At 43.6% G+C, this 14,279-nt stretch carries 14 protein-coding genes, 1 tRNA gene and 1 riboswitch; of the genes, 4 read left to right on the top strand and 11 right to left on the bottom strand.

The genetic code is table 11. The annotated features are described in order from the left end of the window. Position 1: 1 nt before the first annotated feature. From tpiA to IFO66_RS18820, 4 genes are all read right to left on the bottom strand, one after another. Positions 2–754, bottom strand: a complete 753-nt coding sequence (gene tpiA / locus IFO66_RS18805) for a triose-phosphate isomerase (RefSeq protein ID WP_192026646.1) — start codon at positions 752–754, stop codon at positions 2–4. Positions 755–870: 116 nt separating this feature from the next. Next, positions 871–2,052, bottom strand: a complete 1,182-nt coding sequence (locus IFO66_RS18810; RefSeq protein ID WP_192026647.1) for a phosphoglycerate kinase — start codon at positions 2,050–2,052, stop codon at positions 871–873. 468 nt (positions 2,053–2,520) lie between these two features. Continuing rightward, positions 2,521–3,525, bottom strand: coding sequence for a type I glyceraldehyde-3-phosphate dehydrogenase (gene gap / locus IFO66_RS18815; RefSeq protein ID WP_028594400.1), 1,005 nt, complete (start codon positions 3,523–3,525; stop codon positions 2,521–2,523). 42 nt (positions 3,526–3,567) lie between these two features. Further along, positions 3,568–4,623 carry a sugar-binding transcriptional regulator gene (locus tag IFO66_RS18820; RefSeq protein ID WP_192026648.1) on the bottom strand — a complete coding sequence of 352 codons (1,056 nt, stop codon included), beginning with the start codon at positions 4,621–4,623 and terminating at the stop codon, positions 3,568–3,570. A gap of 583 nt (positions 4,624–5,206) precedes the next feature. Between IFO66_RS18820 and IFO66_RS18825 the strand changes: the two genes are divergently transcribed. The 4 genes from IFO66_RS18825 (at position 5,207) to clpP (ending at position 6,941) form a co-directional block, all read left to right on the top strand. Further along, on the top strand, positions 5,207–5,530 hold the full coding sequence (locus IFO66_RS18825; RefSeq protein ID WP_192026649.1) for a DMT family transporter: 324 nt from the start codon (positions 5,207–5,209) through the stop codon (positions 5,528–5,530). Then, complete coding sequence (locus IFO66_RS18830; protein WP_192026650.1) at positions 5,531–5,848, top strand: SMR family transporter; 318 nt, start codon at positions 5,531–5,533, stop codon at positions 5,846–5,848. A gap of 111 nt (positions 5,849–5,959) precedes the next feature. Then, positions 5,960–6,034, top strand: a tRNA-Arg gene (locus IFO66_RS18835). A gap of 307 nt (positions 6,035–6,341) precedes the next feature. Further along, positions 6,342–6,941: an ATP-dependent Clp endopeptidase proteolytic subunit ClpP gene (gene clpP / locus IFO66_RS18840; protein ID WP_028594398.1), complete on the top strand. Its 600-nt coding sequence runs from the start codon at positions 6,342–6,344 to the stop codon at positions 6,939–6,941. A 57-nt stretch (positions 6,942–6,998) separates the two neighbouring features. Here the strand turns inward: clpP and IFO66_RS18845 are convergent, their stop codons facing one another. From IFO66_RS18845 to IFO66_RS18875, 7 genes are all read right to left on the bottom strand, one after another. Beyond that, entirely contained in the window at positions 6,999–7,613 is a 615-nt protein-coding gene (locus IFO66_RS18845; RefSeq protein ID WP_192026651.1) for a hypothetical protein, read from the bottom strand. A gap of 190 nt (positions 7,614–7,803) precedes the next feature. Further along, positions 7,804–8,580, bottom strand: coding sequence for a CAP domain-containing protein (locus IFO66_RS18850; protein ID WP_192026652.1), 777 nt, complete (start codon positions 8,578–8,580; stop codon positions 7,804–7,806). Positions 8,581–8,583: 3 nt separating this feature from the next. Beyond that, positions 8,584–8,708: riboswitch (cyclic di-AMP (ydaO/yuaA leader) on the bottom strand. Between the two features lie 573 nt (positions 8,709–9,281). Next, positions 9,282–9,818, bottom strand: a complete 537-nt coding sequence (locus tag IFO66_RS18855) for an NADPH-dependent FMN reductase (RefSeq protein WP_192026653.1) — start codon at positions 9,816–9,818, stop codon at positions 9,282–9,284. A gap of 545 nt (positions 9,819–10,363) precedes the next feature. Continuing rightward, positions 10,364–11,410 carry an ABC transporter substrate-binding protein gene (locus IFO66_RS18860; protein WP_225445893.1) on the bottom strand — a complete coding sequence of 349 codons (1,047 nt, stop codon included), beginning with the start codon at positions 11,408–11,410 and terminating at the stop codon, positions 10,364–10,366. A 106-nt stretch (positions 11,411–11,516) separates the two neighbouring features. Next, positions 11,517–12,329, bottom strand: a complete 813-nt coding sequence (locus IFO66_RS18865; protein WP_192026654.1) for an ABC transporter permease — start codon at positions 12,327–12,329, stop codon at positions 11,517–11,519. Beyond that, a complete protein-coding gene (locus IFO66_RS18870; RefSeq protein ID WP_192026655.1) occupies positions 12,326–13,180 on the bottom strand; it encodes an ABC transporter permease in 855 nt (284 codons plus the stop codon). Before IFO66_RS18870 ends, IFO66_RS18865 begins: the two co-directional genes overlap by 4 nt. Beyond that, positions 13,177–14,145, bottom strand: coding sequence for an ABC transporter ATP-binding protein (locus IFO66_RS18875; protein WP_192026656.1), 969 nt, complete (start codon positions 14,143–14,145; stop codon positions 13,177–13,179). Before IFO66_RS18875 ends, IFO66_RS18870 begins: the two co-directional genes overlap by 4 nt. Positions 14,146–14,279: the final 134 nt, after the last annotated feature.

Below are 14,279 nucleotides of genomic sequence, written 5' to 3' on the forward strand. Positions count from 1 at the left end.
CTTACTTCGCTCCCTCCACCAATGCGATGTACGAAGCAGGCTGTAAGCTTGCGCCTCCTACCAATGCGCCATCGATGTCGCTCTCAGACATATATTCACGTACGTTCTCAGGCTTAACGCTACCGCCGTATTGAATGCGTACTGCTTGTGCTACTTCTTCATTGTAAAGGCCAGTTACTACGCTGCGGATGTAGCTGATTGTCTCGTTTGCATCTGCTGCTGTAGAAGACTTACCAGTACCGATTGCCCAGATTGGCTCATAAGCGATAACAACTTGCTTCGCTTGCTCAGCGGACAAGCCTTTGAAAGCTTCTTCCGTTTGCACGCGGCATACATCGTTAGTTTTGCCCGATTCACGCTCTTCAAGGGATTCACCCACACATACGATCGGAGTCAAGCCATGACGGAATGCTGCATGAGTCTTCTTGTTCACGATTTCGTCTGTTTCAGCGAAGTATGCACGACGCTCGGAATGTCCGATAATAACGTAATGTACACCAAGATCTTTAAGCATTGCGCCGCTGATCTCACCTGTGAATGCACCGGAATCTTCGAAGTGAAGGTTTTGTGCACCAATTTTAATAGAAGTACCTTTAACTGCTTCAACAAGTGCAGGCAAGTTCGTGAAAGGTGCGCAAATTACGCTCTCTACGCCTTCTACTTCTGCTTTGCCTTTCGCTTCTGCGATGAAGTCAGTTGCTTCGGATACTGTTTTGAACATTTTCCAGTTTCCTGCGATGATTGGTTGTCTCATTGAATTACACTCCTTTAGCCGTGGACGGCATAACTAATTACATGGATAAGCTATACCGCCTACAGAAAGTAAAGTCTAGCTAGCAAGGCTTAAAAGCTTACTCGCCCTAAGCGATCTTATTTATCGTTCAATGCCACTACGCCTGGCAATACTTTGCCTTCCATGAACTCAAGGGAAGCACCGCCGCCTGTGGAGATGTGGTCCATTTTGTCTTTCAAGTTGAACTTCTCAACTGCAGCTGCGGAATCGCCGCCACCGATAATTGTGTATGCACCAGTTTCTGCACAAGCATCAGCTACTGCACGAGTACCGTGGGAGAATGGTTCGATTTCGAATACACCCATTGGTCCGTTCCATACAACAAGCTTAGAGTTCTTGATAACGTCAGCATAGATTTCACGAGTTTTAGGTCCGATGTCGATACCTTCCCAATCTGCTGGCATACCCGTTACATCAACAATTTGTGTGTTAGCGTCTGCACTGAAGTCATCCGTAACCACAACATCAACTGGCAAGTACAAGTTCTTTCCGAGTTGTTTAGCTTTCTCGATGAAGCCAAGAGACTCTTGCAATTTGCTCTCATCCAACAAAGACTTACCGATCTCATGACCTTGTGCTTTGAAGAAAGTATAAGTCAAACCGCCACCGATAATTACGTTGTCAGCAATCTCAAGCATCTTGTTGATAACATCGATTTTGTCCTTAACTTTGGAACCACCAACGATAGCTGTGAATGGACGCTCTGGGTTGGAAAGAGCTTTACTAAGAACGCTCAATTCTTTCTCCATAAGAAGACCAGCTACTGCAGGAAGAAGCTTCGCGATACCTTCTGTAGAAGCGTGTGCACGGTGTGCTGCACCGAATGCATCGTTTACGAATACGTCAGCCAAAGCTGCGAATTCTTGTGCCAATGCAGGGTCGTTCTTCTCCTCTCCAGCGTGGAAACGGACGTTTTCCAATACAACAACGTCGCCGTTTTCCATTTTAGCAATTTCAGCCTGAACGTTAGCGCCGATAGACTCATCAAGCTTTTTAACTGGCTTGCCAAGCAATTCGCCCAAACGAGTTGCTGCTGGAGTCAAACGCATGGAGTCAACAACTTCACCTTTTGGACGACCCATGTGGCTAGCAAGAATAACTTTCGCGCCTTTTTCGATCAAGAACTTGATCGTTGGAAGCGTTTCTTGGACACGAGTATCATCTGTGATTACGCCGTTATCCAAAGGTACGTTAAAGTCTACACGCACAAATACGCGTTTGCCGTTCACTTCGATATCTTTTACGCTCTTTTTATTCATCTCTTTATCCTCCTAATTCACAGGAACATTTAGCTGCTGCACTTTGTACGGTTCTATATGTTCGTCCTTTGTTGGACGTATCTATATCTGGCTTTTATTGCACGGTTCTATGATGATTCTATTTGTACGGTTCTATCGTTTCTATTTATATAGTTTCTCTATTTCTGTTCTATCTGTTTTTGAATCACAGTATGGTTTCTTGCTTGTCGTTCTGTTCTATGGTTTCTCTACACTTTTATATCTATATCTATCTGTATATCTATATCTGATTATTTCTCTTCACGACCGATATTCATAATCATTCTATATATAAGGTTATGAGTGGATAGCCTCATCAGCCCATCCTTGGTCATTTGGTATTACGGTTCGGTTATGGTTGGTTGTATCAAATAGGTTCTAAATATCGCTCCAATTAATCAAAGAGGAGACCTAAACGGTTACTCCTCTTTGATTGTATGGCTTATGGAATTAAAGACCTTTTTTAGCGATGTAAGCAGCCAAGTCTACAACGCGGTTGGAGTAGCCCCACTCGTTGTCGTACCAGGAAACAACTTTAACCATGTTTCCGCCGATTACCATCGTTGTCAAAGCATCGATAGTGGAGGAAGCTGGGTCACCATTGTAGTCGCTGGATACCAATGGCTCTTCGGAGTAGTTCAAGATACCTTTCAAAGGACCTTCAGCTGCTTCTTTAAGAGCTGCGTTAACTTCTTCAACTGTTACGTCTTGCTTAAGTTCTACTACCAAGTCAGTTACAGAAACGTTAGGTGTAGGAACACGCATAGACATACCGTTCAATTTACCAGCCAACTCTGGCAATACCAAGCTTACAGCTTTAGCAGCACCAGTTGTGGAAGGAATGATGTTCTCAGCAGCTGCACGAGCACGACGAAGATCTTTGTGCGGCAAGTCAAGAACGGATTGGTCATTCGTGTAGGAATGAATTGTGTTCATCATACCTTTTTCGATACCGAACTTGTCGTTCAATACTTTAGCGAATGGTGCCAAGCAGTTCGTTGTGCAAGAAGCGTTAGAGATGATTGTGTGGCTAGCTGCATCGTATTTATCTTCGTTAACACCCATAACGATAGTGATGTCTTCGTTAGTAGCTGGAGCGGAGATAATAACTTTTTTAGCGCCGCCTTTCAAGTGAAGCTCAGCTTTGTCTTTCGCTGTGAAGATACCAGTGGATTCAACAACGATTTCAACGCCGTTCGCTCCCCAAGGAAGGTTCTCTGGGTTACGCTCTGCGAATACTTTAACTTCTTTGCCGTTTACTACAAGCGCGCCTTCTTTAGCTTCAACTGTAGCGTCAAGAACACCGTGTGTAGTGTCATATTTCAAAAGGTGTGCAAGTGTTTTAACGTCTGTCAAATCGTTAATTGCTACGATTTCAACCTCTGCGTTGTTAAGAGCTGCACGGAATACGTTACGTCCGATACGACCAAAACCGTTAATACCAACTTTAACCATTGATGATTCCTCCCATTTCCCTGTTAAGGATGTAAGTATTATCTATTGTTCAAGACGGCTCTTAGGCTCGTCGAGACCACATGCTTGCACGATGGCAGCCGCTGCTGCTTCATCGATAATCAAAATATCTTCGTGACCAAACTCCAGCACAGCCATTATGGCATCAGCCTTGCTCTTGCCTCCCGCTACTGCGATGACAACCTCGGTTCTTGAGATATCCTCAAGCCGCAAGCCCAATGTCAGCATCTTGTGCACCACTTTACCTTCACGATCGAAATAATAACCGAACGCTTCTGCTAATGCGCCGCCTTGCTGAATCTGCTCAATAACAGCAGCATCCATATGTCTTCTTCTTGCCATGACCAAGGCATCGCCTATGCCATGTAGAATGATTCGTGCTTGTCGAATGAGTCCTAAAATATCTCGAATATTAGGTTCATATCTAAGCGATTGATACGCTTCTTCGCTTAGCAAGTCCGGTACGTGCAGCAATCGATATTGTGCTCCGAACTGCTTCGCCATCTTGGAAGCAATCGTATTTGCTTGGTACTCCAAGCTTTCGCCTAAGCCACCTCGGGCTGGTACAAACCAATTACCTTTATGAGATGTCGAACCTGGCATTTGCTCAGCCACTGCTGCGAGCGTTGATCCACCAGTTACTGCAATGACATCGTCATGTCTCATCTCTCGATTCAACACATCACAGGCAGCCCGCCCTAATTCCTGTTTCACTACAGGTGATTGTTCGGAGTCTCCAGGAATGACGATAACTTGCTTAAGGCCGAACTTCTGCTGAATTGCTTCTTCTAAATGCCTCATGCCGAGAATTTCTCGCATTAATGGTTCCATTTGTCTAAGGAGCTTGCGTCCTTGCTCGCTGATTCGCATACCAGCTGTCTCCGTCTCAATCAGGCCTTGTGCCTTTAGAAGATCGGTTTCCGCTCGCAGCACACGCTCAGTCATTTGCAAAGATGAAGCTAACGTTCGACGACCAATAACATCAGACATCATAATCTCATGCAGGATCGCGTAGCGCTTTTTCAATAGTTCCATCAGATCAGGCAGAAGTTGTCTGTTTATTTCTAGCCATTCACGCATTTCTTTCACTCCGTACTCTTCGGAACTATGTTGGATGGTTGAAAAGACTAGTTCCACCACTCCCGGGACTCAATTCGTCCCGCGTGCGCGTTTTTCGTCCCACCATCATTTTACCGAAGATTACGGCAACTTGCAAGTATCCCGCATCTATAATGGGCAATTGGACAAGATCTTATACATATAGCGTGCTTTGGGCTTGTTCTGGATCATTGGCAATGCCTTTTCTTCTCTTTCTTCCTTAAGAAATACATTTCACATTAGACTGTTCCACCCATGTATCTACATTAGTAAACGAAACTAATCATTTTGTACCACTCCAATTAAAGGCATCGATGCCGAGGAAGGTTCTCATGAGCTCACCATCGTGCGCATGCTTATTAACATGATGGAGCAAACTGCGGAGACAGTTCATTTTTTAGACAATTAGCAAGGTGGTACTCACATGATGGAACCTCCTAAAGCTCAGCTCTTGCTTGTTATGGGCCGTGCGCTTGGCCTCAAGCAGCCGTAAATTAATCATGAAGAAAATACGCTTCACTAACACGCCAGGCTACCAACATCTAGAAGAAAGAGGAGTGCACATATGGCTTGGACACTTGTTATTATTGCAGGGGCCTTAGAAATCATTTGGGCCTCTGGACTTAAATACGCTTCTTCAACGCTTGAATGGATCGGCATAGTGGCTCTCATTGCCATCAGCTTCACATTGCTCATTCAAGCTTATAAGCGTATTCAAGTTGCTATCGCCTACACGGTATTCGTAGGTATAGGTACTATCGGGACATATGCAATTGGCGTGTATTTAGGGGAACCTTACAGCTTAGCGCAAATCTTATTTTTAATCATTCTCCTTACAGGAATCGTTGGCATGAAGCTCTCGACAACCGAGGAAGGTGAACCTAACTAAGTGGCTTGGTTATTACTCATAATTGCCGGTTTAGAGGAAGTCGTGTCCGTCATCGCCATGAAATATATTGATGGATTTAAAAGGAAGACACCGCTTATCGTGATGGCGATTGGCATCGTTCTTTCCTTCTATTGCCTTACTCGGGCGATGCTCGTCCTCCCTGCTGGTGTCGCTTATGCCGTATGGGCAGGAATCGGCTCTGTAGGAATTACATTGGTTAGTATTTTCTGGTTCAAAGAAAGATACAACCGTACACAGCTAATGTTCCTCGTGTTTATCGTTGTAGGGATTATCGGGCTGAAGATGACTACCTCGTAATATGTAACGAATGATGTATGGAGACACTTTTGCATATTTACTTCGAATGAAAGCAGTTGCGCAATCAACTATCTTGTTTTATAATATTCCTTGCATCATTTTTTAGGGCGAGCGCCCGTGGTCCAATGGATATGACGTAGGCCTCCGGAGCCTGAGATCAAGGTTCGATTCCTTGCGGGCGCGCCATTTCTTGAACACTTGAAGCCCTGATATGAAGTACGCATACGCATAATTAGAGCTATCTTATATGAGAAGAGAAATAAACATCTTGGTTTACGCTGTACGACAGCTGTGGAATCAGGATGTTTTTTTCATATAAAAAGTTTGACCATCTTTGACTTTTAATTTGAATTTGAGTATAGTTAATGAAGAGGCGTTTACGGGTACATAATTGTTGTTGCTCATCCGCTTATATGAACGCTTCAATCCGTTAATAATGATTCAATGAGCATATTGCCGCCATCGGCACATGCATTGTGAGGAGGGGTTAGACGTGAGTTATATTCCTATGGTTGTGGAGCAAACAAATCGAGGAGAACGTGCCTACGATATTTATTCCCGCTTGTTGAAAGACCGTATTATTTTCTTGGGATCGGGTGTTAACGACGTCGTAGCGAATGCGATTATCGCTCAGTTGCTGTTCTTGGAAGCAGATGACCCAGAGAAAGACATTCACTTATACATTAACAGCCCTGGTGGCTCGATTACAGCCGGTATGGCGATATTTGATACGATCCAGCACATTAAGCCGAATGTTTCGACGATTTGTGTTGGTATGGCTGCTTCGATGGGAGCATTCCTGCTCGCTGCTGGTGAGAAAGGCAAGCGCTTCGCACTTCCTAACAGCGAAGTGATGATTCACCAGCCATTGGGCGGTGCCGAAGGTCAAGCAAGCGACATCGAGATTCGCGCACGTCGTATCTTGAAGATGCGCGATAAGCTGAATCATATTTTGGCTGAGCGCACTGGCCAGCCGCTAGAGCGTGTTGAACGCGACACCGATCGCGACTACTTCATGAGCGCAGCGGAAGCGTTGGAATATGGCCTTGTTGATAAAGTTCTCGACAAGCCGCCAGTTGCTCCAACGAAATAAGTCTCATCTAAGCGCTAACCCCCTTATACTTTTCGGAGTATAAGGGGGTTATTTTTATTATTCGTGTATATTCACTACTCTCAGATTAGTAACATTACCGTTAATCTCCTGCCATACCACATCGTTATTCCTTATATACGGAAGAGTGGCTTTCTTCTCATTCAACTTTTTTGTACGTTTATCTTCAATATGATAAGTCAAAATGGATTCATCTATTTGGTAAACAACAATATCCTGACCAATTCCATAAAAGAATGGCTCTTCATCTACAATCTCATACTTTTCCCCTGACTGTATATGTTGAATCACTAGATTCTCATCTTCATTCCATAGTACATACTCGTTATTCACTCTTGGAAACACATGTTCATTTGCATTTATTTTGCTTATAACTTTATCTTCCACAATTGAATAAACAAATATATTTCCACTGCTGCTCCACACTATATATTTATCAGAGATGGACGGCAGAGCCATGGGGCTATCGATTCGACTAATCACTTTACTCTGTTTCTTTGTTAAATCATAAGCAATAAGGTTTCTTGTCACATCACCTTGCTTATTCAATTCTTCACGTATCCATACGAGAATATTGGAATTAGATAGTGCTAATCTCGGCAATTGAGAAATTTCGGGTGTGCTATGCTTTTCGGCCTTATCAAGTTCATGCACCTTTCCACCCCTCATCGAATATTACCACGTAATTATTGAAGCAGATCTTTCCCTACTGTTTTTTGTAGTTTTCAGCACGATAACGATAAGCCTTAGCACATTTATAAATACAAAAAGCGACCTGCTACCTAATTGGCAACAAGTCGCTTCTTACATTTAGAATGAACCCTATTTCATTGCGAATACTAAATTAGCCGATAAACATTTGTACCCATGCACCGTTGTAGTAGCCTACACCGATCTTCGTGTAACCGTCTTTCATGATGTTCTGACGGTGACCTGGGCTGTTCATCCAGTCTTTCATAACTTGTTCTGCAGAGCGTTGACCTTTAGCAATGTTCTCACCAGCTGTGTTGTAAGAAACACCTTGGGAACGCATCATATCGAACGGAGAACCGTAAGTTGGAGAATTGTGATCGAAGTAGTTGTTATCGATCATGTCTTTTGCTTTCAAATGAGCAACTTGAGACAACTTCTCGTCATATTTCAATGCAGGCAAACCTGCTTTTGCACGCTCTTTGTTTACCAACTCAACAACTTGCTGCACGTTAGTGCTTGCTTGTGTACCTTGGTTACCGTTGTTTTCCGGCTTTGTTGGTGTTGTTGGCTTAGATGGTTGTTCTGGTTTCACTTCTGGCTTGCTTGGTTTTTCCGGTTGTGGCTTCGGCTTTTCTGGTTGTGGTTTCGGTTTCTCTGGTTGCGGTTGTGGCTTCGGCTTGTTAGCTTCTGGCTTAGCCTCAGGCTTATTCACAACAATGTTCCAGTTCGGGAACCACTTAGAAAGCAACTCGTTCAAGTCAGTCATAGAGTTACCGTTAACAACGATAGTCTGACCTTTTACATTTGTATTAGCAGTTGGTGCTGGGCACTCTGGCGCAGCTGCTGCTGTACCTACAGACAATACTGGAGTAAGTGCCAAAGCTCCTACTACCACTAGTTTATGGACATGCTTAAATGGTTTCTTCAAAATATTCTCTCCCTTTGTAGCCTACGAGGTTAGCTGTCGGGTTCGGGGAAAGAGACTCCCCTATCGCTTATGCGGTTCACCCCATTGGTGGTTCCCCCGCGCCCTATGGGCTTCGGCTTGTTTTTTCTTACAACGAGAATAGTAACATAATTGTAACCAGAGATCATTTAAAAGTTATTGTAATAGTTTGAAAAAGATTACAAATTGTTTTTTCCGAACAACAATAAACGATGCTTCACTTATACTTTGAAATAAAACCTGATACTTAGCATCCTGTATCTAAATATTTAAAACGGTTTGTAAATTTTTTGAACCCTGTAGCCATCAATTCTATTTCCTTTTTCGCATTTTCTATTTAATCAGCATTGCTATTATCAAATAGTGGCGTACACGCACAAGAACCACAACGCATCCCAGTTTAAACAACTACGAACAAAAAAATGCCGTACCACCTCGAGGATGATACGGCCATATATATGTTCTAGGGGTAAACTGTAAACCATGAGAAAAGATGAAACGGATACTCCTTGTTCAACGGACAAACCGTTAGATCAAGGTTATGAAGTCGTGCGGCAGCCCTCCTTTGCTCTACTCATCTGTCATTCGGTCCACTATCAGAATAACGTTACTAGATTAAACGAATCTGAGCGAAACCTTAAAATCAGATAAAATCAGACTGGACGACTTATATCCCTATTTCCCTATGATTTACGCAGCTTTACTTCAGCAATCAATTGCTCTGCAAGCAAACCTAACCCGTTAGCTGTGCGCTCTTCTGTAACTTGCCCCTCTTCGTTAAACACGTTCGGATCAGCGATAATTTGATTAGGCAGCGTGTTCACATACAAGGAACGCAGAACCGTTCTCAAGTTATTCAACGCGTTAATGCCACCCTTGCCCCCACCAGCTGTTGCAGCAATCGCGCAAGGTTTCCCGGAAAAGTCCTTTCCACCTAGAAAATCTAGCGCGTTCTTCAATGCTCCGCTCATCGCTCCATGATATTCTGGCGTACAGATAACATAGCCGTCTGCTTCATGAACTTGCTGTACGAGCTTACGCACGATTTCAAGTTCATACTGAGCTTGATCGTACTCATACAGCGGTAGCTTGTCTGTGTTGAGGTCAAACACGTTGCAAGTAGCGCCGGCTGCCTCTAATTGCTCCTGAATATGGCGAATAACCTTGCTAGAATTGGAACCTTTACGGGGACTTCCTGAGATTAATAATAGCTTAGTCATGGTAACACTCCTTCTGTCAGCATTTCTAACCATGTGGATACTTTATCCATTTCATTCTATTATATATGAAATTAGGCAATTGTCACTGCTAGAAATATGAGCGTATTCACGAAGCAAACTGGCCAACCCCATTTTGTATCTCCACCACAGAAACTTACATATTTCGACCATGGCGTGTAATGAAATCTTCAACGTCATTGTATAACCCACTTTGATTCGCATACTTCACATAGTTACGCACCGTACACAACCAATCAAGCGTCGATGGCTTTGTTTGCCCTTACCTGCAAGGGCTGACCTGAATCGGCATATTCTTTACCCAGCCAGAAATGACTGTTTGTATCCTGCGGGTTGGCCTGTACCATCTGCTGCTACCAAGCATCCCTAACCATCGTGCATTTCGAACACCAAGCACAGCAGTTACAACAATTACTCCAAAATTTAAAGTCATATTTTTCCCGTATTAATGCAAACAAAAAGACACACCCTGTCAATGCTCTCCATTGATCGGATGTGTCTTTCGTCATCAATATATGATTCAAATATTATTGGCCGCTCTTCAATTCCGTCCAAAGGCGGTCATACAATTGAATCTTGTCACCTACGTCAGCCAACCACTCCGTACGATTCATTTCCTCGTCCGTTAGGTTGATCATCGGGTTCTCATTGTATTCCTTACTATGATATTGCTTTGCCGCTGCAATTGGATTGCTGTAGCCGATCGCTTCATAGTTCGTTGCACTGTTTTGAGGATCCATCATAAAGTTGATGAATTTCTCTGCCAACTCTTTATTTTTCGCTCCCTTAGGGATAGCGAAATTATCAGAGAAGATCGTGCTGCCTTCCTTTGGTACAACATAAGCGATATCCGGATTTTCAGCTGCTGCGAATGCAGCGTCACCAGACCATAGTGTTCCAATCCAAGCTTCTTCTTGAATCATTTTCTGCTTAATGCTGTCTGTATCGAATGCCAATACGTTAGGAACGAGCTTGCGCAGATCGTCCACAGCTGCATTGATCTCTGCATCATCGCGAGAGCTGTTGGACTTGCCTGCTTTTTTCAAAGCCATACCGATCACTTCACGGTTGTCATCAAGCAATAGCACTTTGCCTTTGTAAGCTGGATTCCAGAGATCTTCCCAGCTGTCCGGCGCTTCTTTGATGTACTTCTTATTGTACGCAATACCCGTCACACCAGACATATACGTTACCGAATGCTTATTGTCTGGATCATACTCAGGATTGTTGAACTTATCAGCCAAGTGCTTGAAGTTAGGAATGTTGTCCTTATTCAATTCTTCCAACAAACCTTGCTGCACCATTGTTGCAACCATGTAATCGGATGGCTGGATCAAGTCATAGTTAGCACCACCAGCTTTGATCTTTGCCAACAACTCTTCATTGTTTGCGAAGTACGTATAGTTGACCTTCACATTGTTTTCTTTTTCAAACTTCTCTATCATTTTTGGATCAAAATTATCTGCCCACCCATACAAATTCAATGTTGGTTGGGAGGAACCGCCTGTACAGCCGGATAAAACCGTAAGTGCCAGTATTCCTGTCAATAAAAGTGCAATCCATTTTTTGTTCAATTCAAAAACCCCTTTCTGATCCGTAACTTTTGTTACTTAATTTCTTGCCTTATGCTTCGCAATCTGCATACACTGACAGCGTAGCTCAATTCATCTAACCATACTATTAGAATGGCAGCATATTACCACGCTTATCACCATTACCACGGTTAACAAGCCATTGAGCTGCAACAATTAGCGTTACACTAAGTACAATTAGAATCGTACATAACGCATTAATCTCCGGAGAGATACCACGTTTCACTGAGCTATAAATATATATCGGAAGGGTCGATGATTCAGGCCCTGCCACAAAATAGCTAATCATAAAGTCGTCGATCGACAGCGTGAACGCAATAAGCGCTCCAGCAATAATACCTGGCCAGATCGTAGGCAATGTAACATGACGGAACGTCTGCCAAGGTGTTGCCCCCAGATCTGCTGCCGCCTCTTCCCATTGCTTACCCAAGTTCGCTAAGCGTGAACTAACAATAACATATACATAGGAGATACTAAACGTAATATGCGCAATAATAACTGTTGTTTTGCCGAGGTCAAACTTTAGCTGACTGAACAAAATCAACAGCGACAAGCCCATAATGATATCAGGAACGATAATCGGTAAATACAACAAGCTGTTCAATGTCTTCTTATGCTGCATCTTGCGAATCGCCAATGCCACCATCGTACCTAACACGGTTGAAACGATTGTTGAGACGAACGCGATAAATAAGCTGTTCTTTACAGCTGTCATCACATTATCGTTCTGGAACAACTTAACGTACCAGTCAAATGTGAAGCCGCTCCAATTGGTGCTCATCCGTGAATCGTTGAACGAGAACACGACTATAAGAAGCACAGGAATATAAATGAAAGCGAGCATTAAGAAGGAGTGGATCGACAATAACGGATGTTTCTTTTTCGACTGTGCCGTCATCATGCTTTCGCCTCCCTCGCCGCATCATACTTGGAACGCATCGCACGATTAAAGAGACCGATAATAATCATCGAGCTAATAATAAAGATAACCGATAGCGCAGAGCCGAACGGCCAATCGCGCGCCCCAAGAAATTGATTTTGAATAATGTTACTAAGCATTTGTGACTTCGCACCACCGAGAATATCCGATATAACAAACATCCCCGTTGTCGTAACGAACACAAGCACACTGCCGGTCATAATGCCCGTCTTTGTCTGTGGTAACGTAATATGCCAGAATGACTTCCAACGACTTGCGCCCAGGTCACTCGCCGCTTCCAACAAACGCTTATCCATTTGCTCCAATGCAACATAGATGGGCAATACCATATAGGGAATGAAGGTATAAACCATTCCGAGAATCACAGCTCCATCCGTATACAGCAATTGCAACGGTTCCTGTATAAGCCCGATATCGAGCAATAACGAGTTCACTACACCTTGTGTGCGAAGCAGAATGACCCACGCATAGGTACGAATAAGGAAGTTAATCCAAAATGGTATCGTAATCGCGATAAGCCACAGCTTCTGTGCACGTGCACTGACCGTCGTAATATAGTAAGCCAACGGATAGCTCAACAATAAACAGAGTAAGGTCGATATAAGCGATACCCAGATCGTATCCCAATAGATACCCAAATACAGTGGATCAAAGAATCGAGCATAATTATCAAAGTTAAAGTTCCAAATAATATTCCCCAAATTATCCCGCTGCATAAATGAGACAACAACGACAGCAGCCATCGGAATAATGAGAAACAAGGATAGCCACAATACGACAGGTGCAACAAGGCCGAAGGTACGTTTATTCATCGACCGACCGTCACCTCATCCTGTTCGTTCCAGTGCAGCCCTACCTGCTGTCCAAGCTTCCACTCACGAATATCTGTGAAGTCTAATGCACTGGTCACCGATGTTTGCTCATCATCCAAGTGAACAATCAGCTTATGAATATTACCTAAATACAAAATATCTTGAATAATGCCCTGTTTACGTGCTCCTTCCAGTTGTTCGCTCACACGAACCTTTTCTGGACGAACCGTATATAAACGCTCTTCTTCATGGAAGATGTTATTCTCGCCAATGAAAGTAGCTGCAAACAACGTCTCCGGGCGTTCATAAACTTCGCGAGGCGAGCCTATCATTTCAATGCGCCCTGCATTCATGATGACAATACGATCAGACATCATCATTGCTTCTTCTTGATCATGTGTGACATAGACAAACGTAATACCCAAACTACGCTGCAATTGCTTAAGCTCAGCCTGCAAGTTTTTGCGAAGCTGTAGATCAAGCGCACCCAACGGCTCATCCAGCAAAAGAACTTTTGGCTTGTTCGCAATTGCACGCGCAATAGCTACACGCTGTTGTTGTCCACCAGAAAGCTGGTGTGGATAACGTTGAGCAAGTGGTGTAAGCTGCGTCAGACGAATTGCCTCTTCTATACGAACGCGCTGCTCGGCAGCATCGATCTTTTTCATTTTCAGACCAAACGCAATATTCTCCTCCACCGTCATATGGGGGAAGAGCGCATAATGTTGAAATACTAAGTTTAAGTTCCGCTTATTCGGCGGCAATTGTGTTACATCTTCTCCATCAAGACGGATCACGCCTGAAGATGGTTGTTCAAAACCGGCAATCATACGAAGTATCGTCGTTTTCCCGCATCCGCTCGGACCGAGCAGTGTCAGAAACTCCCCCTCATCAATTGTCAGAGACAGGGGATGCACAACGGGTTGCCCGGCAAAATGCTTTTCTACATTTTCCAGATGAATCATAATCAATCAACCCCTTCCCGTCATCCGTAGACAACGTAAATAGCTATATCATAAAAAAAAGCCATATCCATTGGTATGGCTCCCAAAGTGTACATTAATTTTTTGCATATTCAATATACATCGTTTTGACAACT

It is taken from the genome of Paenibacillus arenosi (assembly GCF_014841135.1).
In the GTDB taxonomy this organism is placed as follows: domain Bacteria; phylum Bacillota; class Bacilli; order Paenibacillales; family Paenibacillaceae; genus Paenibacillus_B; species Paenibacillus_B arenosi.

Bases quoted from the DNA above. Each gene is read 5' to 3' on its own strand.
- tpiA (WP_192026646.1), bottom strand. From the start codon at position 754: ATGAGACAACCAATCATCGCAGGAAACTGGAAAATGTTCAAAACAGTA.
- IFO66_RS18810 (WP_192026647.1), bottom strand. From the start codon at position 2,052: ATGAATAAAAAGAGCGTAAAAGATATCGAAGTGAACGGCAAACGCGTA.
- gap (WP_028594400.1), bottom strand. From the start codon at position 3,525: ATGGTTAAAGTTGGTATTAACGGTTTTGGTCGTATCGGACGTAACGTA.
- IFO66_RS18820 (WP_192026648.1), bottom strand. From the start codon at position 4,623: ATGCGTGAATGGCTAGAAATAAACAGACAACTTCTGCCTGATCTGATG.
- IFO66_RS18825 (WP_192026649.1), top strand. From the start codon at position 5,207: ATGGCTTGGACACTTGTTATTATTGCAGGGGCCTTAGAAATCATTTGG.
- IFO66_RS18855 (WP_192026653.1), bottom strand. From the start codon at position 9,818: ATGACTAAGCTATTATTAATCTCAGGAAGTCCCCGTAAAGGTTCCAAT.
- IFO66_RS18865 (WP_192026654.1), bottom strand. From the start codon at position 12,329: ATGATGACGGCACAGTCGAAAAAGAAACATCCGTTATTGTCGATCCAC.
- IFO66_RS18870 (WP_192026655.1), bottom strand. From the start codon at position 13,180: ATGAATAAACGTACCTTCGGCCTTGTTGCACCTGTCGTATTGTGGCTA.
- IFO66_RS18875 (WP_192026656.1), bottom strand. From the start codon at position 14,145: ATGATTCATCTGGAAAATGTAGAAAAGCATTTTGCCGGGCAACCCGTT.